The sequence below is a fragment of the Herbiconiux oxytropis genome (genome assembly GCF_024979315.1).
In the GTDB taxonomy this organism is placed as follows: Bacteria; Actinomycetota; Actinomycetes; order Actinomycetales; family Microbacteriaceae; genus Herbiconiux; species Herbiconiux oxytropis.
Genome location: NZ_JANLCK010000008.1, coordinates 118,050 through 142,129 on the forward strand (window position 1 = coordinate 118,050; position 24,080 = coordinate 142,129).

Below are 24,080 nucleotides of genomic sequence, written 5' to 3' on the forward strand. Positions count from 1 at the left end.
AGATAGACATATAAGAGGAGTGCACTCATGACCAGCATCGCCGGACGGGTGGCCGTCGTCACCGGAGGAGCCAGCGGCATCGGCCGCGGCATCGCCGAACAGCTGATCGCCGAAGGCGCCCAGGTCGTGATCGCCGACGTGCAGCAGGATGCGCTCGACGCGACGGCCGCGGAGATCGGCGCCACGGGCATCCGCGTCGACGTCACCGACCCCGCGAGCGTCGAGGCGCTCGCCGCCGAGGTGATCGAGCGGTTCGGTTCGGTCGGCATCGTCGTGAACAACGCGGGCATCGGGGCGCTCGGGCGCCTCGCCGACCTCTCGCTGGCCGACTGGAAGTGGATGATCGACGTCAACCTCTGGGGCGTCATCCACGGCATCACCACGTTCCTGCCGCTTCTGAAGGCGAACCCGGACGGTGGGCACATCGTCAACACCGGATCGATGGCGTCCTTCTCGCCCATGGCCGGCGGCGGGGCCTACGCCGTCACCAAATACGGGGTGGCCGCGCTCACCGAGGCGCTCGCGATCGAGCTCGAGGAGGACGGCGTGCCGGTGCACGTGACGCTCCTCGCGCCCGGCACCGTGCGCACCAACATCAAGAACAGCACCCGCAACCGGCCGGCGGAGCTCGCGGGCGGCCTCGCCGACGTCGACATCTCGGAGGGGGTCGCCGCAGACCTCCGCTGGATCGACCCGATCGAGGCGGGGCGGATCGTCACCCGCTCTATCCGCAATGACGATCTGTACGCGCTCACGCATCCGGACTGGTGGCACATCGTCGAGGGACGGCAGGCCGCGATCCGCACCGCCTTCGAGAAGTACCCGGTCGACGCGTCGGCGGCTGCGGCGGACGCGTCATGACCACGTGGCGAGGGCGCGCCGGTGTGCTGCGCGCGATCAAGGAGCCGTTCTCGATCGAAGAGGTCCACCTCCTGCCGCTCGACCCGCATCGTGTGGCCGTGAAGACGCACGCGAGCCCCTTCTGCTCGACCGATGTGAAGAACTGGAAGGGCAAGCTCTACAAGATCCCGCCCACCATCCTCGGTCACGCCTCGATCGGCGAAGTGGTGGAGGTGGGCTCGGCCGTCTCCGGCATCCGCGTGGGGCAGCGCGTCGTGGTGCCGGGAACCCCCGAGTGCGGCGTCTGCTACTACTGCGGCATCGGTGAGCCGTGGCAGTGCGGCGAGCTGTTCGACCTCGGCGGCATCTACCCCGACATCGCCTCGGGCGATGACGGTGCACGGATCTCGTGCGCCGGCTGTGTAGGAGGCTACGCCGAGTACATGTCGATCTCGGGCAACCAGGTCTTCCCGGTGGAGTCGGACCTCGACTCCGACGTGCTCTCGATGCTCGGCTGCGGCATCTCGACGGGGGTCGGATCGGTGTTCAACGTCGCACAGGTGCAGCCGGGGGAGTCGGTGGCCATCGTGGGTGCCGGGCACCTCGGGCTGTGGATGCTGCAGGCCGCGCGACTCGCGGGGGCGGGCAGCGTCACGGTGGTGGAGCCGCACGCCGAGCGGCTCGCGCTCGCCGGTTCGCTGGGAGCGGATGTGCTCGTCGATCCCGGATCCACGCCGGAGGAGGCCGCCGAGGCGCTCGCCGCGGTGCGGGCCGCGACCGGGGGTCGGGGTGCCGACGTGGTGCTCGAGGCCGCGGGGCCTGCGGTGTCGCAGAGCTTCGCGGTGCAGGCGTCGCGCCGGGGTGGCCGCACGGTGCTCACGGGCTTCGAGATCGGTGGTGCCACGCTGCCGTTGCCGCAGGTCGAGACCGCGCTGCAGAGCCGGCGCATCCTGAGCTCGCAGAACGGGCAGGTGCACATGAAGAGCGATCTGCAGCGCTACACGGGGCTGCTCGAGCGCGGGCTGCTCGACGCGGCTCCGATCCTGACGCGGCGCTACCCGATCGAGGAGCTCGATCTCGCGCGGGATCGGTCGGGGAGTCTCGACGACGTGTGCGGGGTGATCGTCTTCGACCACTGAGGTCGGGGGTTCTCGCGGTCGGGTCCTTCCTGGGTGGGGCCCGCGAGCGGTTCAGCCTCGGGCGGAGCACACTCGTCCCATGCGCATCGTCATCGTGGGAGCCAGCGGCAATCTCGGAACAGCACTGCTCCGGCGGGCCCTGCCGGAGCCGGAGGTGCAGCTCGTGGGGGTGTCGCGCCGGCGACCGAGCGACGAGGCGCCCTACTCGGCTGCGGAATGGCATCCGCTCGACATCGCCGCGGGCAGTGCGCCCACCCGGCTGCGCGCCGTGTTCGACGGTGCCGACGCCGTGGTGCACCTCGGCTGGAAGCTGCAGCCGAACCACGACGAGGCCGAGATGGCCCGCACCAACGTGCGCGGCACGCGCGTGGTGCTCGAGGCGGCCGCGGCGGCGGGGGTGCCGCACGTGCTCGTGGCGTCGTCGGTGGGGGCATACAGCTTCGGACCGAAGCACTCGCGGGTGTCGGAGAGCTGGCCCACGGGTGGCATCCAGACCTCCCACTACGGGCGGCACAAGGCCATCAACGAGCGGCAGATGGATGCGTTCGAGGTCTCGCACCCTTCGATCGTGCTCACGCGCCTGCGGCCGGGGCTCGTGTTCCAGCCCGATGCCGCTCGGGAGATCGCGCACCTGTTCGCCGGCCGGCACATCCCGGTGCCGTTGCTCGCGCTCGTGAAGCGGCTGCCCGTGCTGCCGTTGCCCACCTCCCTCATCTCGCAGGCGGTGCACGCCGACGACGTGGCGGACGCGTTCTGGCGTGCCATCCAGCGGCGGGCCGGCGGGGCCTTCAATATCGCTGCCGAGCCGGTGCTGGGGCCTGAATCGGTGGCGGAGGCGTTGGGGATCCCGCGCACGGTGCCGTTCCGTCGTCAGGTGCTGCGGGCGATCGTCGACGTCTCGTGGCGGCTGCGGCTGCAGGCCTCGGATCCGGGGTGGATCGACATCGCCACCTCGGTGCCCGTGATGTCGACGGCGCGTGCCCGGGCGGAGCTGGGGTGGGAGCCGACGGTGTCGTCCACGGCGGCGCTGAGGTCGTTGGTGGATGCGCTCGGGGTGAATCGGGGGCATGAGCCTTCGCCTTCGCTGGGGGCGTGAGCTGCCGCGCGCTTCGCGCTTGCCTTCGATGGGCGTGGTTGGGTGTCAGGGGCCAGTGTCGGTGGGTGCTGGTTGAATAAACCTCATGAAGACGACGTTCGGATCCTCGCCTGGGGCGGCCCTGGATGGGTTGGCGCGGGCGATCTCGGATGAGGTTGCGGGGTTCGTGCGGGATGAGCGGGAGATTGCGAAGCTGCAGGCCCGTCAGGCGCGCCGGTTGGCGCGGGCGGTGGGGTTGGCGGAATCCAAGGCGGAGTTGCTGCAGGGTGGTCTGACGCCGAAGGCGCGGGAGTGGGCGAGGCGGTCGTTGCGGGCGGAGGTGGCGTGTGCGTCGCGGCGTTCGGAGGGGGCGGTGTCGCGTCTGATCGCGGATGCGGAGACGCTGGTGTCCGATCTGCCTTCGACGCTCGCTGCGCTCGAGGCGGGTGAGGTGTCCTACGCCCACGCCCGCTTGGTGGTGGTGCACGCCGGCTCGCTGCCGATCGAGGCGCGTGCTGGGTTCGAGCACGCGGTCCTGCCGCAGGCGCGGGAGAAGAACCCGGCCCGCTTCGACGACGCCGCCCGGCATCTCCGCGAGGTGCATCACCCCGAGTCGATCACCCGCCGTGCCGTGCTCGCGCGTGAGGAGCGTGCCGTCTGGCTGGATGCGGAGCGTGATGGCATGGCGACCCTCCATCACCATCTGTCGGCGGTGGATGCGTTGGCGATTCATGACGTGATCGATCAGGCGGCCCGCGCCGCACGAAGCGACGCCGAACCGCGCACGCAGGCGCAGCTGCGTTCGGACATCCTCGCGGACCGCATCCTGGGCCGTGCTGATGGGTTGGCCGGTTTCGTCCCGAGTGTGATCGTGACGGTCCCGGCGGTGGTGCTGGCCGGGTGCGAATCAGATCCCACCGACTCACTCCCTTCCATCCCGGCCGACCCACCCGCGGAGTTGCACGGTTACGGCCCCATCGACCCCGGCACCGCGCGCCGCATCGCCGCAGCCGCGCCCACATTCCTCCGCGTGCTCACCCACCCGGCTACCGGTGACGTGATCGAGACCGCCGGCCGGTACCGCATCCCGACCGCACTGCGCGAGGTGCTGGTCGTGGCCGATGAGCACTGCCGCTTCCCCGGGTGCGGGCGCCGGGCCGCCCGCTGCGAGCTCGATCACACGGTGGATTGGGCGCACGGGGGTCGAAGTACCGCGTCGAACCTCGCCCACCTCTGCACGAGCCACCATCACCTGAAACACGAGGGCGGCTGGCAGGTCGCCCGCCCACCCGACACCGGGCCCGCATCCCGCACCCTCGAGTGGCGATCACCTCTCGGCGCCACCTACCGCACCACCCCACCCGCTCGGGCGAGCTGCAACGACCCGCCACCCTTCTGATGCACCGACGGGTGCCGGCGGGTGCCGAAGGATGGCGGGCGCGATGGGCGGTTCTCTGGCTCAGGCCCCGTCGCGGTACTTGGCCGGCCAGACTCCGTGGCGGCCGGGGGAGAGGATGCCCTTGGGGTCGACCGCGTCCTTGATCGCCTGGGTGAAGCGACGGTAGGCGTGATCGCCGAAGGAGTACTGCTCCGAGGCGAGGTCCATGAAGTCGAGGTGCGCGCGGTACTCGCCGTAGCCGAGCGCCGCGACCTCCTCGATCAGGATCTTCACCGTCTCGAACGTGCGCGCCACATCCTCGGCATTCGTGCGATCGAAGCTCACCGAGCTCACGATCATCGCACTCCGATCGTTGGTCGGGAAGATCGCACACACGAAGTTCGTGCCCGTGCGCTCGATCACCCTCGCCTTGATCCGGTCCACGACCTCCACGACCTCCGCACCCTTCAACGGCACGATGGGCGAGAAGCCCACGTGCCCGACCCAGTCGGGCATCTGCTCCATCATCTCCATGGTGGGGATGCCCGCCGAGATCTTCTGCATGAACGTCGAGATCTCGTGCCAGTTCGACGCCCCGAACCGGCCGAGCTCATCGATCCGCGAACCCTCGATCGCCGACCACGCCTCACGGATCCGCGCGAGATGGTGATCGATCACCGGCCCGTCCCCCCACAGCGCCGTGCGCACGCCCCAGCGCCCGATGCCCGTGGCGTCCGCCAGCGCATCGAGCCTGTCCTCCGACCATGTCGCATCCGCCCCCGGGAACATGCCCATGTGCTCGGGGAACTGCGTGCCCATCGTGATGAGGTTCTGCAGATTCGGCACCCCGCGGATGACCCCGTCGAGCCGGAGCTCCCGGATGATGTCGATCGCCTGCGCCAGCTGATGATCCCGCGGCACCGACAGGTAGAGCGGCGCGTACTCCCGCGGCCGCCGCATGAGCCACACGCCCATGCGCGTGACGATGCCGTAGTTCGACTGCGTGAAGAGCGGATCCAGCGTCGGGCCGAGCCCCCGCTTGTAGACGTGCCACGACTTCGAGTCCGGGATCGCCCCCATGCCCGTGCGCAGCAGCGAACCGTCGGCGAGCACGACCTCCATACCCGTGGGCGCCTGGAAGTCGCTGCCGAGCGGCAGATAGGTCATGCCGTTGTCGAGCGAGTTGCCGATGATCGAACCCCACCCGATGTCCGGCACCGAGAGCATGAGCTCGTCGCCCAGCTCGTGCAGGGCCGCGTGCAGATCGAGCCAGCGCACCCCCGGCTCCACCACCGCGTAGGCGAGTTCGGTGTCGATCTCGAGGATGCGGTTCATCTGCCGCAGACTGATCAGCACCGAACCGGCCACCCGCGGCGACGGACCGCCGTAGCCGTTGTTGCGACCCTGCGACGAGGTCCACACCGGCACCTCGTAGCGGCCGGCGATCCGCACGATCTCCTGCACCTGCTCCACACTCGTGGGGAAGACGACCGCCGACGAGTCGTAGGTGCGGTCGTCGTGGTGCCAGTACGGGTCGCGGAAGGTGTCGCGCTCCTCCTCGGTGAGGAGGATGTTCTCGCGGCCGACGACCGCGACGAGCTCGTCGCGCGCGGCGTCCGGCAGCGTGGCCGGCTCGGGACGACGGGTGGTCACTTGTCGTCCGCCAGGCCGGTGGTCACCGAGGCCGCTGCATACTCCTCCTCCGAGACCTCCTCGAGCCACACCGTGTCACCGAGCGTGATGGCCGTGTGCCCGAGCAGCGACTCGGCGGTGCCGCCGTGCCAGTGCCGCTCACCGGGCTCGATCCACACCGTGTCGCCCTCCGAGATGAGCTGGGGCACGCCGTCGGCACCGGCCACGAAACCGCGACCGCGGAAGACCTGGAGGATCTGCCCGTGCGAGTGGTGGTGCCAGTAGGTGCGCGAGCACGGCGTGAACAGCACCGTGTTGATCTTCACGTCGGCGCGGTCGGTGATCACCGGGTCCTGGAGCACCTGCCCCGTGAACGTGCCGCTGGCAGTGATGGAGGGGGCACCGGATCGGCCCGAGATGATGCGCATGTCGCTCTCTTCCGTGAACATCGTCGTCCAGATTGTCAGACAGTATTATAGCTCTCAGCCGAGGCCGCAAACTAGTTGTAGCTGTTGTAACTAAATGCTAGCATCGGCGACACCGCGGGTCCATGCCCGCATCCGAGTCAGCGCAAAGGGGCGAGACATGACTGCAGTCGAGACCAGCACGGAAGAGAAAAGCACGGGCGAGCCAAGCAAGGGCGAGTTCCGCGACGTCATGGGACGGTTCGCGAGCGGCGTGACCGTCATCACCACGAACTTCGAGGGAGAGGATCTCGGCGCGGCCGCGAGCGCGGTCTCCTCCCTCTCAGATGAGCCGCCGAGCCTGCTCATCTGCCTCAACGTGACCTCCACCACCGCCCAGGCCATCGTGAAGAACGGCACCTTCGCCGTCAACGTGCTCGCCGAGGACTCCGCGCCCATCGCCCAGCGCTTCGCGAGCAAGGCTCCTGACAAGTTCGCGACGATCGCGTTCGAGCGCGGCCACGCGGATGTCCCGCTCATCGCCGGCAGCATCGCCCACTTCGAGTGCGTGGTCGACGAGACCGTGCGCGGCGGCACCCATCTCGTGTTCCTCGCCCGCGTGGTGCGGGTCTCGTCGAAGCCCGGGAACCCGCTCGCCTACTTCCGCGGCTCGTTCGGCCGTATGGAGACCGCTCCGGATGCCGCGGCGCTCCACGCCGTGCGCGACTACGTGGTGGCAGCGGTGACGGATGAGACGGTGCCGCTCGACGCCGAGAGCATCGCGGCCGAGCTCGAGATCGAGGTGGGCCGCACGTTCCAGGCACTCGTGGCGCTCACGAACGAGGGCCTCGTGCGCCGCGCCGGCGGCACCTTCGAGGTCGAGCCGGTGCCGGACGAGGTCATCTACGACTACTACGCGGCCAAGCTCGCCATCGAGGTCGGAGCCGCCGCGCAGACCGTCGGATCGGTCGAGCCCGAGCAGCTCGCAGAGCTCCGCCGGCTGCTCGACGAGACCCTCGGGTTCAGCGTCGACGAGCAGTTCAGCGACCCCAAGGGCTGGATCCGCGCGAACGCCGACTTCCACGAGTACCTCGTCGGCCTGGCCGGCAGCGTCATCCTCACCGAGACCTACAAGGGACTGCAGCTGCCCTCTCTCGAGCGGCGCTCGATCAAGCCCTCGACGAAGGCCACGACCGTGCTGCACGACGACCACAAGGCGATCGTCGAGGGCTACGAGAACGGCGACGTCGAACTCGTGCTGCGCACCCTCGCGGCCCACAACCGCCGCCCGCAGGAGATGCGCGAGGGCGACGGCATGGTCTGAGCCCCGACACCGGGATCCCGACGCCGCCTCCGGGCCCCATCACGGGCCACATCACCGGTCACATGACCATGCCGCCGTTGGAGTTGACGGTCTGCCCGGTGATGAACTGCGCCTCGTCGCTGCAGAGGTAGACGATCGTGGCGGCCATCTCCGAGGCCGGCACCACGCGCGCGATCGGCTGCAGCGCCACCATGCTCGCGAGCAGCTCCTCGTCGTCGGGGAGCATCGCGGTCTTGGTGGCGGCCGGTGCGACCGCGTTGATCCGGATGTTCTCCGACCCCACGAGAGCGGCGATGGCCCGCGTCATGCCCAACACGCCGGCCTTCGACGCGGGGTAGGCGGCGGCCAGCGGATACGGCGCGAGCGCGCCCACGCTCGAGATGGTCACGACGGCCCCGCCCCGCCCCTCGTTCTTTCGCAGCAGCGGCAGCGCGGCGCGCACGCAGTAGAAGGTGCCAGTGAGGTTGACGCGGATCACGAGATCCCACGCCGCGTCGTCGATGGTCGACGGATCGGGGTCGCTGTTGCGGTCCGAGAGCCGCCACGGCGCATCCGAGATGCCGGCCGCCGTCACGAGCACGTCGAGGCGACCGTGGTCGGCGCTGACCCGCTCGAACGCGGCGTTGACCTGCGCGCTGTCGCCCACGTCGACCGCTTGCGTCACGACCCCGTCGACCCCCGCCCACACCGCGTCGAGGGCGCCGGCCGAGAGGTCGAGGGCATAGACGGTGGCGCCCTCGGCGACGAGGCGCTCGACGACGGCCCGGCCGATGCCGGAGGCGGCTCCCGTGACGACGGCGATCCGACCGGGGAAGCGGCGGGCTCCCCAGGTCTCGACATCCACCGCTCCTACTCGGACGGTCGTGGTCGCAGGGGTGGTCTCTTCGTGGTTCGGCATCGTCGCCCTCCAGGGTTGCAATATGTCTGATTGTCGTACAACAATGATGCCGATGGTAGACGCGCGTCCAGCGCCGATGCCAGCATCCGCAGATTTCAAAGGAGAGATCGAACGTGCACACCTTCCCCAGGCCCCGGGCGGAACGACTCTCCGTCGAGCGCGACCACGTCGACGCGACCTGCCCTGAATGCGGCGGCACCGACATCGCGAGCTATCGCGCTCTCAGCGAGGGCGGGTGGTGGACGGTCGTGAAGTGCCAGGACTGCCTCGCCTCACTCGAGCGCACCCCCGCACCGGCGCTCGGCTCCTTCGTGCCGCTCGGCACCACGGTCGCGAACACACCCAGCGCTTCCGCCACCGCCACCGCCACCGCCACCGCCACCGCAGGAGGCCGCGCATGATCGGCGTGGATGTCGGCGGAACGTTCACCGACGTCGTCGCGATCCGCGACGGCATGGTCACCGTCACGAAGGTGCCCTCCGGCCGCACCGATCCGGCGGGCTCCGTGGTCGAAGGCGCCCGCCGCCTCGGCGTCGAGGGCAGCGCGGTGTTCAATCACGCGAGCACCATGGGCCTGAACGCCGTGCTCGAGCGTCGGCTGCCGAAGATCGCCTTCCTCACCACCGAGGGCTTCCGCGACGTGCTCGACCGCGGCTCGGTGCACCGGCCCCTCGCGGCGCAGACCGACCCGTCGTGGCGGCGCACCTTCGGTGACGCGGCCCGCCCGCTCGTTCCGCGCTACCTCCGCCGCGGCATCGTGGAGCGGAAGACCGCCGATGGCGGCACGCTCATCCCGCTCGACGAGGCGCAGGCCCGCCACGAGCTCGAGATCCTCAGCCGGATGGACATCGACGGTGTCGCCATCTGCCTGCTCAACGCCTACGTCGACGACAACCACGAGGTGCGCCTGCGCGAACTCGTGCGCGAGGTGCTCGGCGACGACGTGGAGGTGTCGATCTCGTCGGCCACCTCTCCGCTCGCCAAGGAGTACGAGCGCGCCTCGACCACGGTGATCGACGTCATCATGAAGCTGCTGTTCAGCGACTACGCCGGCCAGCTGCAGGCGGGCCTGGGCGGCCTCGGCTTCGACGGCCAGCTCAACTTCGCCGACTGCGCCGCCAACCTGCTGCCCTGGCAGGAGGCGCTCGAGCGCCCGTTCCGCATCCTGTTCGCCGGGCCCGCCGCGGGCACCGTCTCGAGCGGCCACCTGGGAGCCGCCATCGGGCGCCCCGACATCCTCTGCGCCGACGTCGGCGGCACCTCCACCGACGTCTCGATCATCGTGGGCGGTGCGCCGTTCGTGCAGAACACCTTCGAGATCGAGCACGACCTCATCATCAACGCCCTCTCCACCGAGGTGTCGAGCGTGGGGGCGGGCGGCGGCAGCCTCGTGACCGTCTCCTCCTCCGGAGGCATCCTCGTGGGCCCGGGCAGCGCGGGAGCCGAGCCCGGCCCCGCGTGCTACGGCCGCGGCGGCACCGAGCCGACGGTCACGGATGCCGCGCTCCTGATCGGCATCCTCGACCCGGCCGGATTCGCCGGCGGCGAGTTCGAGCTCGACCGCGAGGCCGCGCGCCGTGCGTTCGAGTCGCTCGACACCCCGGTGCCCTTCGACGAGCGGGTGCGCACCGCGTACCGGCTCGCGGTGGCGCACATGGCCGAGGAGATCCTCAACGTGGCCGTGCGGCACGGCGTCGACATCCGCGACTTCAGCCTCATGGCCTACGGCGCCGCGGGCGGGATGCTGCTGCCGGCGGCGCTCGACCTGCTGCCGCTCAAGGAGGTCGTGATCCCGCCGCACCCCGGCCTCTTCTCGGCCATCGGGCTGCTCTCGGCCGATCAGGTCTACTACGAGGCCGAGAGCGCCTACGTGGTGTTCGGGCCCGAGAGCGCCGAGGGCATCGAGGCCGTCTATCAGCGCATGGAGGAGCGCCTCCGCGAGCGCCTCGGCGAGGCGGGCGCAGGGCTGCCGGTGCGCCGGAGCTTCGACGGCCGCCTGATGGGGCAGAGCTGGGAGACGCCGTTCGTGCAGATCCCCGAGGGTGCGATCACGGCCGAGACCATCGGCCGGGCCGTCGCCGGGTTCCACGACACCTACGAGCTGCGGAACGGCAACCGCTTCGACGCCTTCCCGGTGGAGGGCGTCACCTACCGGGTCGAGCTCGTGGTGCCGTCGGAGAAGGTGGACTACACGCCCGCCGAGGCCCGCGATCCGTTCCCCGCCGTGCCCGAGGGCACCACGACGCTCAGCTACCTGACCGGCGAACCGGTCGAGGCCGAGTGGTTCTCGCGGCCCGCCCTCGAGACCGGTGCGACCGTCACGGGCCCCGCCATCATCCGCGAGGAGCTCAGCACCACTTTCGTCGCACCCGGGCAGTCCGCCGTCGTGGGCCGCTGCGGCGAGCTCATCATCACCGCGAGGAGCGCATCATGACCGACCAGATCACGAGGCCCAAGGCTCTCATCCGCGACCTCGGCGAGGCGGCCTTCCAGGCCCACTACGACTGCGACCGCTACACCGCCACGGTGCTCGGCAACCGCTTCGACTACCTCGTGGAGCACATGAGCGCGCGCCTGCTCACGGGCGCGTTCTCGCCCGTGCTGCGCGACTTCTACGACCTCGCCTGCACCATCGCCGGCCCCGCCGAGCTCGGCTACCCCGTGCCCGCCGCGAGCAACGGCATCGTGCTGATGGCCGGCACCACGATCGACGCCGTGCCGAACATGGTCGACGAGTTCGGCGCCGAACGGCTGCACCCGGGCGACGTGCTCATCGCCAACGACCCGTACCGCACGGGCAACCACAACAACGACCTCGTCTTCACGCGGCCGGTCTTCGTCGACGGACGGATCGTGGCCTACGTCACGCTCAACGCCCACCAGCTCGACATGGGCGGAACGGTTCCCGGCGGCTTCAGCGCCACCAAGCAGAACGTGTTCGAGAACGGCCTCGTGCTCTCGCCGCGCCTGCTCGTGAGCCAGGGCGTCAACGTGCCCGAGACGTGGAGCGTGATCTTCGACAACGTGCGCATGGCCGAGGTGCTCTACCCCGACATGAAGACGGTCTGCTCGAGCCTCGAGCTCGGCGAGCGGCTCGTGCTCGAGTCGATCGAGCGCTACGGCCTCGGCGCCTTCCACGGCGCCATGCGTTACGCCACCGACGTGGCGGCGGAGCGGATGGCGCTCGGCATGGCCGAGCTCCCCGACGGCGACTGGGAGGCCGAGCACGGTGTCGACGCCGACGGCATCGACGACAGCGAGAGCTACCCCGTGCACGTCGCCATCCGCAAGCGCGGCGACCGCATCGAGGTCGACTTCTCCGGCACGCACCGGCAGGCCCGCACCTCGATCAACGCCACCGCGTGGGAGGTGAAGACCGCCATCGGCGTGGCCCTGAAGTACAACTTCGACCCCCGCGGCCGCTTCAACTCCGGGCTCTTCCGCAACATCGACATCGTCATCCCCGAGGGCAGCGTGGTCTCGGCGCTGCCGCCGGACGGCGCGGTGTTCCTCTACTTCGAGCAGAGCCAGGTCATCCTCGCCACCGTTCTCATCGCCCTCGAGAAGGCTCTCGGCGAGAGGGCCATCGCGGGCGACCGCGCAGGCACCAACCTGCACACGGCGTTCGGGGCGCATCCGGATGGCACGCCCTGGGTCTCGGCCATGCAGTGCGGCGGTGAGATCGGCCCTTTCGGCGCCAACCGGCACGGCGACGCCGACACCCAGTGCATGTCGTACCTCGCCAACGGCGTCGCGCCCTCGGTGGAGGCCATCGAGAAGGAGAGCCCCGTGGTGATGCTCCGGCACGAGCCCGTGGCCGACACGGCGGGCCCCGGCGTCAACCGCGGCGGCAACGCCATGCTCCGCGACACCCTGTGGCTCACGGATGCCGCGCACTCGATCATCGAGCTCCGGCACAAGTCGGTCACCGGCTTCGGCGTGCACGGCGGTGGCAGCGGTGTGAACGGCGGGGTGTGGATCTTCCCGCCCGACGCCGAGGGCGCGGCGATCGTGCCGGGCACCGGACGCGACTCGTTCGGCGGAGGCACCGCCTGGGCGGGCGTCATCGATCCGGAGTCGAAGGCGCCGTCGGCCGCGGGGGAGTACGTGTACCCGTTCGCCAACGCCAACACGAGCGTGAAGCAGTCGGTGCTGCGCTACATCACCAACGGCGCCGGAGGGTGGGGAGACCCGCTCGCCCGGGAGCCCGAGCGCGTGCTCGTCGACGTGCGCGACGAGTACGTCACGATCGAGGGAGCGGAGCGGCTGTACGGCGTCGTCGTCTCGGGCGACCCCCGTGAGGACCCCGAGGGGCTCGTGCTCGACCTCGACGCCACGGCGGTTCTCCGGGAGAAGCTGCGCGCGCTGTAAAGCCCCGGCGCACAGAGGGGTGGAATTCCCTCTGGTAATCGTGCACCGCGAGTGTATGATTACCCCATTGTCCGACAATTATTGTCCGACACTATGACAATGACGTCACCCAGAAAGCGAGCAATCACATGCAAAGACGCACCACAGCAGCTCTGCGTACCGCCGCCGTTCTCGCCTCCGTCGCCCTCGTCGCCACCGGCTGCTCCGCCGGCGGCGGAGAGCCAGGCGAAGGGGGATCGGGCGAGGAAGTCGCCCTCACCTACCAGACCCCCGACGGCCAGTGCGAAGCGGGCCCCACCGAGGGAGTCGACTACGACACCGCGAACGAGCTGATCCAGTCGTTCCAGGAGCCCTCCACCGGCCTCATCCAGACCGAGCCCCTTCCCACGCCGGTCGGCCCCGACTTCACGGTCGCCTTCCTCAACAACGACACCGCCGTGGCCGGCATCATGTACGCGAGCATGGAGCTCGCCGCCGACGCCGCCGGGGTCGAGCTCGTGAACGTGAGCACGGGCACCGACGCCCAGAGCATCAACAGCGCGCTGAACTCGGTCGTCGAGCTCGAGCCCGACGCCGTGATCTCGGTGGCCATCGACGCCACCTTCTACCAGGACCAGCTCGAGCAGCTCGAGGCCAAGGGCATCCCGGTCGTCTACGCCTCGCAGGGCAACGCCGAGGAGTTCGGCCTCGACGACACCCTCGGCGGGCTCAACGCCTCGCTCGTCAACGGCCAGGTGCTCGCGGCGGGCGCGGTGGCCTTCACCTGCGGCACCGGCGACGAGTTCGTGTTCTACAACGTGCCCGAGCTCACCTTCTCGGCCATCCAGCTCGAGGCCGCCCAGGAGTACCTCGCCGAGCTCTGCGCCGACTGCTCGCTCCGCGTGGTCGACATCTCGATCATCGACCCGAGCCCGGCCGACAAGATCGTGAGCGACCTGCAGTCGCACCCGGAGACCGACTTCTTCATCACCCCTGTCGACCAGTACCAGATCGGTCTCGGCGACAAGGCGCAGCTCGCCGGCCTCACCAACGCCTACGGCTTCGGTCAGTCGTCGCTGCCGCCGAACGTGCAGCAGCTCGCCGACGGCCTGCAGACCGCCGGCTTCGCCGTGGATCTCAACATGTTCATGTGGCTGCTGCTCGACGAGGCGTTCCGCAAGGCGCAGGGCGTCTACGAGCCCTACACCGACTGGGATGCCGTCAACCGCTCTGTCTCGCTCGTGCTGACCCCGGAGAACGCCGGCCAGTACGTCGCGGGCTTCGAGGCCTACCCGGGCATGGAGGACGACTTCAAGGCCCTCTGGGGCAAGTAGCAGCACCCGTGGCCGCCGGCCCAGCACCGGCCGGCGGCCACACCCCTCATCCGCATTAGAAAGCGAGCAATCACATGCAACGACGCATCACGAACGCACTCCGAGCCGCAGCGGTTCTGGGCGCGGTCTCCCTGTTGGCCGCAGGCTGTTCCTCCGGAGGGAGCGACGGCGGTGGCGGCGACGCGGCCGGCGGCGACGTGCCCCTGACCTACATGGCCGAGGACGGCACCTGCGCCGAGGGCCCCGCCGAGGGAATCGACTTCGCCGCAGCCGACGAGGTCGTGAAGAGCTTCGAGACCCCCAACGAGGCCATCCTCGCCACCGAGCCCCTCAAGGAGCCGGTCGACCCGAACACCACGGCGGTGTACCTCAACAACGGCACCCCGGTCGCCGGACTCTTCCAGGCCGGTCTCCAGGCCGCGTCCGAGGCCGCCGGCATCAAGTTCGTCAACGTCGACACCGGCACCGACGCGCAGAGCATCAACTCGGCGCTCAACTCGGTCGTCGAGATGAAGCCCGACATCGTCTTCGACCAGTCGGTCGACGCCCGCTTCTTCCAGGACCAGCTCACCCAGCTGCAGGACCAGGGTGCGGCCATCGTCTACGGCGGTCAGCTCAACGCCGAGGAGTTCGGCCTGCGCGACTCGCTCGGCGGCGCCGGCAGCATCGAGGTCAACAGTGATGTGCTCGCGAATGCCGCGATCCAGCTCACGTGCGGCACGGCGACCGAGTTCGTGATGTACTCCATCCCCGAGATCCCGGCCTCCGAGATCCAGAACGAGGCCGTGCCTGCCGCGCTCGCCGAGCTCTGCCCCGAGTGCACGCTGCGCATCGTCGACATCTCGATCGCCGACGCCAGCCCCGCCGACAAGATCGTCTCCGACCTGCAGGCCAACCCGCAGACGGAGTTCTTCATCTCGCTCGCCGACCAGTTCCAGATCGGCCTCTCCGAGAAGGCGCAGCTCGCCGGACTCACCAACGCCTACGGCGTGGGCCAGTCGTCGCTGCCGCAGAACATCCAGCAGATCGCCGACGGCACCGAGGTGGCGGGCTACGTGGTCGACTTCAACATGTTCATGTGGCTGCAGGTCGATGAAGGACTCCGCACGATGCAGGGCATGGAGGTCCCCTACCTCGACGGCGACTGGGAGGCCGCGGCCAAGGCCATCTCGCACATCGTGACCATCCGGAACGCCGACGAGTACCTCACCCCTGCGGGCTACGTGGCGCTCGAGGGCTTCGAGGACCAGTTCCTGGAACTCTGGGGCAAGTGATCCGATGACGAACGAGTCGACGATCGGGTCGCCGATGGGCACCCCACCGCTTCTGAGCATCGAGGGGATGATCAAGGACTTCCCGGGCAACCGGGCCCTCGACAACGTCTCCCTCCAGGTCGGCAGCGGTGAGGTGGTCGCGGTGGTGGGCCACAACGGGTCGGGCAAGTCGACCCTCGTGAAGATCCTCGCGGGGGTCTACACCTCCGACGGGGGCACGGTGGAGCTGTCGTCCCAGGACGGCTTCGACACCGAGCTGCACATCATCCATCAGGATCTCGGTCTCGCCAACGAGTTGACGGGCATCGAGAACCTGGGCATCACCCACTACCACGGCGCCTCGTCGTTCGCTCCGTTCGACCGCAAGAAGGAGCGGGCCAAGGCGCGCGAGCTCATCGGCCGCTTCGGTGAGCCGTTCGACGTCGACATCCCCATCTCCAAGCTCGCCCCCGCCCAGCGCTCGATCATCGGCATCGCCCGAGCGCTGGACGGGTGGCAGCACCCCCGCAACGTGCTCATCCTCGATGAGCCCACGGAGGCGCTGCACGCCACCGAGGTGCGGGTGCTCTTCGACGCCGTGAAGAAGCTCGCCGCCGACGGCGCGGGCGTCATCTTCATCTCGCACCGGCTCGACGAGGTGCTCGACCTCGCCGATCGCGTCGTCGTGCTCCGCGACGGGCGGAAGGTGGCCGACGAGCCCCGATCCGACCTCGACCACGACCGTCTGGTCTCCTACGTCACCGGCATCCCCGTGGGCGAGGCCGAGCACGGCGAGAACGCGCGGAGGGCGGGTGAGGTGGTGCTCGACATCAAGGGCCTCACGGGCGAGATCCTCGAGGGGGTCGACCTGCAGGTGCGCTCCGGCGAGGTGGTCGGCGTCGCCGGCGTGCTCGGCTCGGGGCGCGAGGCGCTGCCCGCCATGATCTACGGATCGATCGACGCCGACGTGGAGTCGTTCACCCTCGACGGCAGGCCCTACCTCAAGCGGTCACCGCGGGAGAGCATCCGCCGCGGCACCGCGTTCGTGCCGGGCGACCGGGCCAAGTTCGGCTCGGTGCGGCCGATGACGGCGCGCGAGAACGTGACGCTGCCTGAATTGAAGTCGCTGACGGGCGCCGGCGGCGCCATCAGCCTCAAGCGCGAGCGCGAGCACGCTCAGACGCTCATGCAGGAGTACGACGTGAAGCCGCCGCGGGCGGAGCAGGTGTTCGCCCAGTTCTCGGGCGGCAACCAGCAGAAGATCGTGTTCGCGAAGTGGCTGCGCAACAGGCCCTCGCTGCTGCTCCTGGAGGAGCCCACGCAGGGCGTCGACATCGGCGCCAAGCAGGCCATCTACGACGCCATCGACCGAGCGGCCTCCACGGGCGCCGCGGTGCTCGTGTGCTCGTCGGAGGCGAAGGAGCTCGTGCGCCTGTGCGACCGGGTGCTGGTGCTGCGCGATGGACGGATCGCCGCCGAACTGGCGGGCGACGAGCTGACGGAGACGCAGCTCGTCATCGAAGGCTATGGATTGAAGAGCGAGGACGAACTGTGAAGAAGACCGAAGCCATCCAGACGGTCGATCCGGCGGTCGCGGATCGCGGACCGGCCAAGAAGAACGGCGTGCTGGCGGCGCTGTCGTTCCGCAACATCAGCGCGATCTACATCTTCGTCGTGCTGTTCGCGATCTTCGCGATCATCACGCCGCGCACGTTCCTCACCCCGGGCACCTGGCTCGTTCTGCTGGACGCGCAGTCGATCACGGTGCTCGCGGCGATCGCGGTGCTGATCCCGCTCGTCAACGGCGTCTTCAACCTCGCCATCGGCGCGGAGGTCGGCTTCGCCGTCATCCTCGTGGCGGTGCTGCAGACGAAGCTCAACATGCCGTGGGGTCTCGCCATCGCGGTCGCGATCCTGATCGGCGCCTTCATCGGCCTCGTCTCGGGGCTCATCATCACCAAGGGCAAGATCGACTCGTTCATCGCGACCCTCGGTATGAGCTCGATCCTCCTGGCAGGCCTGGCGTTCCTCTCCGAGAACCGCCAGATCATCGGCCTGCAGGACGGCTTCCGGCTCTTCGCCACCGGGGGGCTGCCGCTCGTTCCGGACAACCCGAACTTCAAGCTCACGAACCCCGTGTTCATCATGCTGATCGTGGCGTTCATCGTCTGGTACCTGCTCGAGCGCACGCCCGTCGGCCGCCGCATGTACGCGGCGGGCTACAACCCGGACGGCGCTCGCCTCTCGGGCGTGAACGTCGCCCGGCTGCAGATCGCCTCGCTCGTGGCCGGTGGCATCATCGCCGCCCTCGCCGGTGTGCTGCTCGCCTCGCGCATCAACGCCGGTGACCCGACCGTCGGCCCCGGCCTGCTGCTGCCGGCGCTCACCGCGGTGTTCCTCGGATCGACCCAGTTCAAGGGCGGCCGGTTCAACGTGTGGGGCACGGTCATCTCGGTGTACGTGCTCGCCGTGGGCATCAAGGGCCTGCAGCTGCTCGGTGCGCAGAACTGGGTGAGCGACCTCTTCAACGGCGTCGCCCTCCTCGCCGCCGTGGGCCTGTCCCGCTGGGAGCGCACCGCCAAGCGCGGCAGCGCCATCAAGCGGGCGACGCCCAAGTTCGGCCGGGGCAAGTAGCACCCACGAAGAAGCCCCCTCCACGTCGTGTGGAAGGGGCTTCTTCGTGCCTGGGCAGGGCAGCTAGAGCAGGTCGCGGCGTGAGACCTCCGCGATGGCGCTCCAGTCGGCGTCCTTCAGATCCGGATCGGCGAGGGCCGCATCGAACACCTCGATCAGGGCCGGCAGCGTCGCCGGGGTCACGCCGCCGGCCTCCGCGACCTCCTGGGCGAGCCCGAGGTCCTTCCGCCCGAGGGCGATGTGGAAGCCGGGTGGGGTGTACTCGCCGCGCGCGATCATGCCGCCGTAGCCGGAGTAGACCACGCCACCGAACAGGGTGCTCGAGAGCAGCTCGGTGAACAGTTCCGGATCCACCCCCTGGCGCTCGGTCATCGCGACCGACTCGCCGATCGCCTGCATGGCGTGGATGATGTTGTAGTTCACCGCGGCCTTCACGGCGTTGGCGGCCGAGGGCCGCTCGCCGAGCCGCCAGGTGCGCTTGCCGAGCTCGGCGAAGTACGGCTCGAGGGCGTCGAGCGCCTCGGCCGGACCCGCCGCGAGGATGTTCAGCTGGCCCGCGGCGGCCACCGGCGGCCGGCCGAGCACGGGGGCGGCCACGTAGGTGGCTCCCTCCGCGTCGAACGCCGTCGCGAGCCGATCTGCCAGCGAGGGGCTGATCGAGGCCATCACGACGTGCGTGCGCCCCTTCAGAGAGCGGATGGCGGCCTCGTCGAGCACCGACTGCACGGCCTCGTCGTTGGCGAGCATCGAGAACGACAGCTCGGGCTCGAGGGCCTCGGCGGGCGCCTGGGCCCGCCGAGCCCCCGCGGCCACGAGCTCGTCCGCGGCAGCCGGTGAGCGATTCCAGACGACGACGTCGTGGCCGGCGTCGACGAGGCGTCTCGCCATCCCGGCGCCCATCGAGCCGAGGCCGAGAAACCCCACAGCGGCTTTGGCGATCGTGGTCACGGTGTCGCTCGTCACGCTTCGCCGCGCCCCCAGGTGGTGTTGAGGTGCGACTGCGAGTCGCGCTCGAGGTTGAGCGGCCCGTCGATCGTGTAGTAGCGCTTGCCGGCCACGAGAAGCTCCTCGGCCGGGAACTTCGTGATGACCTCGCAGCCGTCGGCCGTGACCACGACCTCCTCCTCGATGCGCGCGGCACCCCAGCCGTCGGCCGAGGGCCAGTAGGTCTCGAGGGCGAAGACGTTGCCCTCCTGCAGCACCTCGGGGTGGTCGAGCGAGGTGAGGCGCGAGAAGATCGGCTTCTCCCAGATCGACAGGCCCACGCCGTGGCCGTACTGCAGGGCGAACGCGGCCTCCTCGTCGGCGAAGCCGAACTCCTCGGCCTTGGGCCACACCTTCACGATGTCGGCGGTGGTCGCGCCCGGCTTCACGAGGGCGATCGCGCGGTCCATGTACTCGCGGGCTCGGGTGTACGCGTCTCGCTGGGCCGACGACGCCGAGCCGACCGCGAAGGTGCGGTAGTAGCAGGTGCGGTAGCCGTTGAAGGAGTGCAGGATGTCGAAGAACGCCGGGTCGCCCGGGCGGATCAGACGGTCCGAGAACACGTGCGGGTGCGGCGAGCAGCGCTCGCCGGAGATCGCGTTCACGCCCTCGACGTACTCCGAGCCGAGGTCGTAGAGGGTCTTCGCCACGAGGCCAACGGCCTCGTTCTCGCGGACACCGGGGCGGAGGAAGCGGTAGAGGTCCTCGTAGGCCGCGTCGACCATCGAGGCGGCCTGGGTGAGCAGGCGGATCTCGTCCGGCGTCTTCACGCGGCGGGCCTCCATGAAGACCTGCTGGCCGTCGACCACCTGGATGCCCTCCTGCTGCAGGGCGAAGAGGATGGGCAGCTCGATCACGTCGACACCGAGCGGCTGGTCGGCGAGCCCGAACTTCTCGAGCTCGCGCTTGATCTTCTTGGCCACCTTCTGCGCGATCTCCGCTTCGGGCGGGAACGCGCCGCGGAGGGTGGAGATTCCGGCGCGGGCGCCGGACTCCAGCCGCGGCCGCTTGGCGCCCTCGTGCGGGGCGTTGGGGTCGGCATCCATCTCGGCCGTCGTGGTGTCGAGCCAGGGGTTGTAGAGCGCGTGGTGCTTCGCCGCCGAACCGAAGTCCCAGACGATCGGATCGGTGTTGCGGGTGAGGAGGGAGAAGCGGATGAGCTTGTCCATCGCCCACGTGCCGATGTGGGTGGCGCTCATGTAGCGGATGTTGGAGAAGTCGAACGCGAGCACCGCACCGAGCGAGGAGATGTCGAGCTCCGCCTTCAGTCGGGCAAGGCGGGCGTCGCGCAGTCGATCCATGTCGACGCGCTCCTCCCAGTCCACGGCGTTGGTTCCGGTGGTGCCGGTGCTCTTCATCGAGTCCTCCTTGGGGTCGCGCTGATGATCTGGTCGCGCTGACGATCTGACTGGCTTGGCGGCGCCGCACTTTACACGCGTACAGCCCGACTTAACACTACAACACCGATCTCGCGTACGCTCGGGCTCTACTATGGAGACCATGCCGGACGGATTGGGCGCACGACTGCGCGAAGCACGACTGAAGCAGGGGTTGAGCCTGCGCAGCGTCGCGCAGAGCCTCGGTGTCTCGGCTTCCCTCATCTCCCAGGTCGAGATCGGCAAGACGCAGCCCTCGGTCTCGACGCTCTACGCGATGGCGAGCCACCTCGGGGTCTCGCTCGACGAGCTCGTGGGCATGCAGCCCGCGCCGGCCGCGCCCGACGAGGCCCCCGTGTCGATGTTCGGGCACACCGGACCCGCCCTGCCCGACGTGCAGCGCGGTGCCGAGAACCCCGTGATCGAGATGGAGAACGGCGTGCGCTGGGAGCGGCTCGCGGCCGGAGCGGGCGGCCCCGTCGACGCCCTGCTCGTGACCTACGAGCCCGGGGCCTCGAGCTCGGTCGAGGGCAAGCTCATGCGGCACGCCGGCACTGAGTACGCCTACCTGCTCGAGGGCGAGCTCACCCTGCACATCGACTTCGACACCCATGTGCTCGGCCCGGGCGACTCGTTGCAGTTCGACTCCGTGCGCCCCCACCTCTACTCCAACCGCGGGTCGGTGCCGGCGAAGGGCGTGTGGTTCGTCTTCGGCCGCCGGCAGCAGAACCTCGCGATGCGCGACGCCCCGCAGGGGGAGAGCGGCGCTCCCGAGGGCGCGCCGGGATCTGCCGTCGACGTGCTGCGCCAGATGGACGGGCTCGGCGCCTAGGCCCGAGCCCGCCCACCGGCGGCGGTTCAGCTGCGGGTGTGCACCGCGGGCCGCGGCTCGGCGATCCAGGGGTCGACGAGCGTCTTGATCTGGGTGGAGCGGCCCTCCAGGAGCGGCTGCAGCGCATCCTCGCCCACGGTGTCGAGCGGGATGACCTCGCTCGCGATGTCGGACCAGTCCGGCCGGGTGCCGAGCAGCCGCACGGCCTCGGGGAAGTCGGTCCGGTAGACGTGCGCCACGGTGCCGATGATCGTGTACTCGCTGAGCGTCCAGCGCCCGAGCGGCAGGGCGGGCTCGCCGCGCTGCACACCCACGGGCACGATCGTGGCGCCGGGCTTGGCCGCGTCGAGCACGGAGGCCAGGCCGGGAGCCGAGCCGCTGACCTCGAAGAACACGTCGATGTCCATGCCGAGCTCCTCGATCCGCTCGGCGAGGCTCGCGGTGCCGCCCTTGAGCGTCTCGGCCGCTCCCAGGCGCTTGGCGAGCTCGAGCCGGTCGTCGTTGAGGTCGACCACGAGCACCCGCGCGCCCGTGGCCGCGGCGGCGACCGTGATGAAGGCGCCGATGCCGCCCACGCCGATCACCACGGCGTCCATGCCGGCGGCGAGACCGCTGCGACGCACGGCGTGCACGGCGATCGCCATCGGCTGGGTGAGCCCGAGGGTGTCGAGGGGGAGGCCGGAGTCGGAGGCGTCGAAGGTGATGGCGGCCGGCGAGATCACGTAGCCGGCGAGACCGCCGTCGTGGTGGAAGCCGATCGTGCTGTAGCTGCGGCAGAGGTTCGTGCGACCCTGGCGGCAGGGCTTGCACTCGCCGCACGAGATCCCGGCGCCGCTCACCACGGTGGCCCCCACCTCGAGGTCGGTGACGCCGGGGCCGACGGCCGCGACGGTGCCGGCGAGCTCGTGGCCGAGCGCCACGGGTGGAGCCGCGAGCACGAGGCTGCGGCCGAACTCGGTGGCGTCGCTGCCGCAGACGCCGCAGACGCCCACGCGGATGAGCACCTCCCCGGGGCCGGGCTCGGGAACGGCCAGCTCGTCGACCCGGAGGTCGCCGACGTCGTGCAGCACGACCGCGCGCATGGTCGCCTCCGGCACGAGCGGATCCGGGACGGTCGTCACGCGAGCGATCCGGATTCGATGGGCAGCTGCACCGCGGAGCGCTCGGCGATCATGCGGCCGAGGTGCTTCTCGTAGACCGCGACGTGGTCGGGGTGGTCGAGGTAGGCGTCGAGGCCTGCGGCATCGTCGAGGATCGCGACGACCCCGTAGTCCGAGCCGGCCGGGCGGAGGTGCAGGTTGGCGCCTGCGGTGTACGACTTGATCTCGGGGATGCCTTCGGCCATCTCGGAGAGGGCTGCGGTGAGCGCGCTCACGTCGGCTTCGGTGACGTCGTCTTTCCAGCGGAATGCGGCGAGGTGGAGGATCATCGGTCTCTGCTCTCTTCGTCGAGGATGTCAAGCGACAATGTACAGTGTGGCGCTCTGGCCTTCAATTTATCAGGCGATTGTGTGACGGTTGTACATCCTTGCTGTATTCTCGAGACCGTTGCCGACGAGGGCTGGAGAGGACACCGATGAGTGAACCGCGGATCGCCGTACTCGGAGCCGGAGCGAACGGAGCCTCGATCGGCGCCGACCTCACAGCGGCCGGCCTCGACCCGGTGCTGATCGAGCAGTGGCCCTCGCACGTCGAGCGGATGCGCACCGACGGCATCCGCATCATCACCCCCGACAGCGAGCTCCACGTGCGGCCCCGGGTGATGCATCTGTGTGAGGTCGCCGAACTCAAGCAGCCCTTCGACGTCGTCCTCATGCTCATGAAGGCCTACGACTCCCGGTGGGCCGCCGAGCTGATCCGCCCGTATCTCGCCGCCGACGGCCTCATGGCCGGCGTGCAGAACGGCATGACCGCGGGTGTGGTGGAGGACGTGGTGGGCGCATCCCGCACCATCGGCACCGTCATCGAGTGCTCCGCCACCATGGACGAGCCGGGTGTCGTGCACCGGCACACGGGTGTCGACCGTTCCTGGTTCGCCGTGGGCGAGCTGCCCGGCGGGCCCGCCGGCCGCGCCGAGGAGGTGGCGGCGCTGCTCAGGCACTCCGGCACCGTGCAGCACTTCGGCGACATCGAGGCGGCGAAGTGGATGAAGCTCGTCTCGAACAGCACGCTGCTCGTCACGAGCGCGATCCTCGGCCTGCCGATGCTCGACGCCCTGCACACTCCCGGGTATCGCGAGGTGATGGTGGCCGCGGGCAACGAGGCGCTCGCCGTGGGGGCCGCCGCGGGGCATCCGGTGCTGCCCATCTTCGGGCTCACCCCCGACGAGATCGCCGACCCCGACCGGGTGGTCGAGATCATGACCGACAAGCTCTTCACGGGCTTCGTGGTGCCGGGCGCCACCACCACCGTGCTGCAGGACTGGGTGAAGGGGCGGCACAGCGAGGTCGACGACCTCAACGGGCACGTCGTCGCGCGCGGCGCCGAGCTCGGCGTGCCGACGCCCGTCAACGCGGCCGTCGTGGAGCTCGCCCACGCCATCGAGCGCGGGGAGCTGCAGCCCTCGCCGGCGCACCTCGACGCGATGTCGCGGGCGCGCGGGTGACGAAGGGCCCTTACTCTCAGGCC

General features: G+C 69.8%; 21 protein-coding genes. 14 read left to right on the plus strand and 7 right to left on the minus strand.

Going from position 1 to position 24,080, the window contains the following annotated elements:
• The first annotated feature begins 27 nt into the window (after positions 1-27).
• The 4 genes from N1028_RS14515 to N1028_RS14530 all read left to right on the plus strand — a co-directional run bounded on the left by N1028_RS14515 (position 28) and on the right by N1028_RS14530 (position 4,453).
• Positions 28-861, plus strand: a complete 834-nt coding sequence (locus N1028_RS14515; protein ID WP_259530081.1) for an SDR family NAD(P)-dependent oxidoreductase — start codon at positions 28-30, stop codon at positions 859-861.
• Entirely contained in the window at positions 858-1,979 is a 1,122-nt protein-coding gene (locus tag N1028_RS14520; protein WP_259530082.1) for a zinc-binding dehydrogenase, read from the plus strand. The genes N1028_RS14515 and N1028_RS14520 overlap by 4 nt, the downstream gene beginning before the upstream one ends.
• A 79-nt stretch (positions 1,980-2,058) precedes the next feature.
• On the plus strand, positions 2,059-3,075 hold the full coding sequence (locus N1028_RS14525; RefSeq protein ID WP_259530083.1) for an NAD-dependent epimerase/dehydratase family protein: 1,017 nt from the start codon (positions 2,059-2,061) through the stop codon (positions 3,073-3,075).
• An 85-nt stretch (positions 3,076-3,160) separates the two neighbouring features.
• The gene (locus N1028_RS14530; protein WP_259530084.1) at positions 3,161-4,453 is read left to right on the plus strand and encodes an HNH endonuclease; all 1,293 of its coding nucleotides are present in this window, start codon (positions 3,161-3,163) and stop codon (positions 4,451-4,453) included.
• A 60-nt stretch (positions 4,454-4,513) separates the two neighbouring features.
• Here N1028_RS14530 and N1028_RS14535 read toward each other — a convergent pair whose 3' ends face one another.
• Both N1028_RS14535 and N1028_RS14540 read right to left on the minus strand, forming a co-directional pair.
• A complete protein-coding gene (locus N1028_RS14535; protein WP_259530085.1) occupies positions 4,514-6,085 on the minus strand; it encodes an FAD-binding oxidoreductase in 1,572 nt (523 codons plus the stop codon).
• Entirely contained in the window at positions 6,082-6,513 is a 432-nt protein-coding gene (locus N1028_RS14540) for a cupin domain-containing protein (protein WP_259530086.1), read from the minus strand. The genes N1028_RS14535 and N1028_RS14540 overlap by 4 nt, the downstream gene beginning before the upstream one ends.
• A 136-nt stretch (positions 6,514-6,649) precedes the next feature.
• On the opposite strand from N1028_RS14540, the gene N1028_RS14545 reads away from it, so the two are divergent.
• On the plus strand, positions 6,650-7,792 hold the full coding sequence (locus N1028_RS14545) for a flavin reductase (RefSeq protein WP_259530087.1): 1,143 nt from the start codon (positions 6,650-6,652) through the stop codon (positions 7,790-7,792).
• A gap of 58 nt (positions 7,793-7,850) precedes the next feature.
• Here N1028_RS14545 and N1028_RS14550 read toward each other — a convergent pair whose 3' ends face one another.
• Positions 7,851-8,690: an SDR family NAD(P)-dependent oxidoreductase gene (locus tag N1028_RS14550; protein WP_259530088.1), complete on the minus strand. Its 840-nt coding sequence runs from the start codon at positions 8,688-8,690 to the stop codon at positions 7,851-7,853.
• Between the two features lie 113 nt (positions 8,691-8,803).
• On the opposite strand from N1028_RS14550, the gene N1028_RS14555 reads away from it, so the two are divergent.
• The 7 genes from N1028_RS14555 (at position 8,804) to N1028_RS14585 (ending at position 18,261) form a co-directional block, all read left to right on the plus strand.
• Complete coding sequence (locus N1028_RS14555; RefSeq protein ID WP_259530089.1) at positions 8,804-9,091, plus strand: hypothetical protein; 288 nt, start codon at positions 8,804-8,806, stop codon at positions 9,089-9,091.
• Positions 9,088-11,124, plus strand: coding sequence for a hydantoinase/oxoprolinase family protein (locus N1028_RS14560; protein ID WP_259530090.1), 2,037 nt, complete (start codon positions 9,088-9,090; stop codon positions 11,122-11,124). The genes N1028_RS14555 and N1028_RS14560 overlap by 4 nt, the downstream gene beginning before the upstream one ends.
• On the plus strand, positions 11,121-13,061 hold the full coding sequence (locus N1028_RS14565) for a hydantoinase B/oxoprolinase family protein (RefSeq protein WP_259530091.1): 1,941 nt from the start codon (positions 11,121-11,123) through the stop codon (positions 13,059-13,061). Before N1028_RS14560 ends, N1028_RS14565 begins: the two co-directional genes overlap by 4 nt.
• Before the next feature lie 128 nt (positions 13,062-13,189).
• On the plus strand, positions 13,190-14,374 hold the full coding sequence (locus tag N1028_RS14570; RefSeq protein ID WP_259530092.1) for a sugar ABC transporter substrate-binding protein: 1,185 nt from the start codon (positions 13,190-13,192) through the stop codon (positions 14,372-14,374).
• 74 nt (positions 14,375-14,448) lie between these two features.
• Positions 14,449-15,648, plus strand: a complete 1,200-nt coding sequence (locus tag N1028_RS14575; protein ID WP_259530093.1) for a type 1 periplasmic-binding domain-containing protein — start codon at positions 14,449-14,451, stop codon at positions 15,646-15,648.
• A gap of 4 nt (positions 15,649-15,652) precedes the next feature.
• Positions 15,653-17,182 carry a sugar ABC transporter ATP-binding protein gene (locus N1028_RS14580; protein WP_259530094.1) on the plus strand — a complete coding sequence of 510 codons (1,530 nt, stop codon included), beginning with the start codon at positions 15,653-15,655 and terminating at the stop codon, positions 17,180-17,182.
• Positions 17,179-18,261 carry an ABC transporter permease gene (locus N1028_RS14585; RefSeq protein ID WP_259530095.1) on the plus strand — a complete coding sequence of 361 codons (1,083 nt, stop codon included), beginning with the start codon at positions 17,179-17,181 and terminating at the stop codon, positions 18,259-18,261. Before N1028_RS14580 ends, N1028_RS14585 begins: the two co-directional genes overlap by 4 nt.
• A gap of 63 nt (positions 18,262-18,324) precedes the next feature.
• Here N1028_RS14585 and N1028_RS14590 read toward each other — a convergent pair whose 3' ends face one another.
• Positions 18,325-19,209: an NAD(P)-dependent oxidoreductase gene (locus N1028_RS14590; protein WP_259530096.1), complete on the minus strand. Its 885-nt coding sequence runs from the start codon at positions 19,207-19,209 to the stop codon at positions 18,325-18,327.
• An 11-nt stretch (positions 19,210-19,220) separates the two neighbouring features.
• Positions 19,221-20,603, minus strand: coding sequence for a M24 family metallopeptidase (locus tag N1028_RS14595; RefSeq protein ID WP_259530097.1), 1,383 nt, complete (start codon positions 20,601-20,603; stop codon positions 19,221-19,223).
• A gap of 142 nt (positions 20,604-20,745) precedes the next feature.
• On the opposite strand from N1028_RS14595, the gene N1028_RS14600 reads away from it, so the two are divergent.
• Positions 20,746-21,453 (plus strand): helix-turn-helix domain-containing protein, encoded by a 708-nt coding sequence (locus N1028_RS14600; RefSeq protein WP_259530098.1) that lies wholly within the window; start codon positions 20,746-20,748, stop codon positions 21,451-21,453.
• Between the two features lie 26 nt (positions 21,454-21,479).
• On the opposite strand, the gene N1028_RS14605 is transcribed toward N1028_RS14600, so the two are convergent.
• Positions 21,480-22,574, minus strand: coding sequence for a zinc-dependent alcohol dehydrogenase (locus N1028_RS14605; RefSeq protein ID WP_259530099.1), 1,095 nt, complete (start codon positions 22,572-22,574; stop codon positions 21,480-21,482).
• The gene (locus N1028_RS14610; protein ID WP_259530100.1) at positions 22,571-22,882 is read right to left on the minus strand and encodes a Dabb family protein; all 312 of its coding nucleotides are present in this window, start codon (positions 22,880-22,882) and stop codon (positions 22,571-22,573) included. The genes N1028_RS14605 and N1028_RS14610 overlap by 4 nt, the downstream gene beginning before the upstream one ends.
• Before the next feature lie 146 nt (positions 22,883-23,028).
• On the opposite strand from N1028_RS14610, the gene N1028_RS14615 reads away from it, so the two are divergent.
• Positions 23,029-24,057, plus strand: a complete 1,029-nt coding sequence (locus N1028_RS14615) for a ketopantoate reductase family protein (RefSeq protein ID WP_259530101.1) — start codon at positions 23,029-23,031, stop codon at positions 24,055-24,057.
• Positions 24,058-24,080: the final 23 nt, after the last annotated feature.

Excerpts from the sequence above, each read along its gene's own strand:
- N1028_RS14520 (WP_259530082.1), top strand. The coding sequence starts at position 858 with ATGACCACGTGGCGAGGGCGCGCCGGTGTGCTGCGCGCGATCAAGGAG.
- N1028_RS14550 (WP_259530088.1), bottom strand. The coding sequence starts at position 8,690 with ATGCCGAACCACGAAGAGACCACCCCTGCGACCACGACCGTCCGAGTA.
- N1028_RS14570 (WP_259530092.1), top strand. The coding sequence starts at position 13,190 with ATGCAAAGACGCACCACAGCAGCTCTGCGTACCGCCGCCGTTCTCGCC.
- N1028_RS14580 (WP_259530094.1), top strand. The coding sequence starts at position 15,653 with ATGACGAACGAGTCGACGATCGGGTCGCCGATGGGCACCCCACCGCTT.
- N1028_RS14595 (WP_259530097.1), bottom strand. The coding sequence starts at position 20,603 with ATGAAGAGCACCGGCACCACCGGAACCAACGCCGTGGACTGGGAGGAG.
- N1028_RS14600 (WP_259530098.1), top strand. The coding sequence starts at position 20,746 with ATGCCGGACGGATTGGGCGCACGACTGCGCGAAGCACGACTGAAGCAG.
- N1028_RS14525 (WP_259530083.1), top strand. The coding sequence starts at position 2,059 with ATGCGCATCGTCATCGTGGGAGCCAGCGGCAATCTCGGAACAGCACTG.
- N1028_RS14540 (WP_259530086.1), bottom strand. The coding sequence starts at position 6,513 with ATGTTCACGGAAGAGAGCGACATGCGCATCATCTCGGGCCGATCCGGT.
- N1028_RS14560 (WP_259530090.1), top strand. The coding sequence starts at position 9,088 with ATGATCGGCGTGGATGTCGGCGGAACGTTCACCGACGTCGTCGCGATC.
- N1028_RS14565 (WP_259530091.1), top strand. The coding sequence starts at position 11,121 with ATGACCGACCAGATCACGAGGCCCAAGGCTCTCATCCGCGACCTCGGC.
- N1028_RS14515 (WP_259530081.1), top strand. The coding sequence starts at position 28 with ATGACCAGCATCGCCGGACGGGTGGCCGTCGTCACCGGAGGAGCCAGC.
- N1028_RS14530 (WP_259530084.1), top strand. The coding sequence starts at position 3,161 with ATGAAGACGACGTTCGGATCCTCGCCTGGGGCGGCCCTGGATGGGTTG.
- N1028_RS14610 (WP_259530100.1), bottom strand. The coding sequence starts at position 22,882 with ATGATCCTCCACCTCGCCGCATTCCGCTGGAAAGACGACGTCACCGAA.
- N1028_RS14545 (WP_259530087.1), top strand. The coding sequence starts at position 6,650 with ATGACTGCAGTCGAGACCAGCACGGAAGAGAAAAGCACGGGCGAGCCA.
- N1028_RS14575 (WP_259530093.1), top strand. The coding sequence starts at position 14,449 with ATGCAACGACGCATCACGAACGCACTCCGAGCCGCAGCGGTTCTGGGC.
- N1028_RS14615 (WP_259530101.1), top strand. The coding sequence starts at position 23,029 with ATGAGTGAACCGCGGATCGCCGTACTCGGAGCCGGAGCGAACGGAGCC.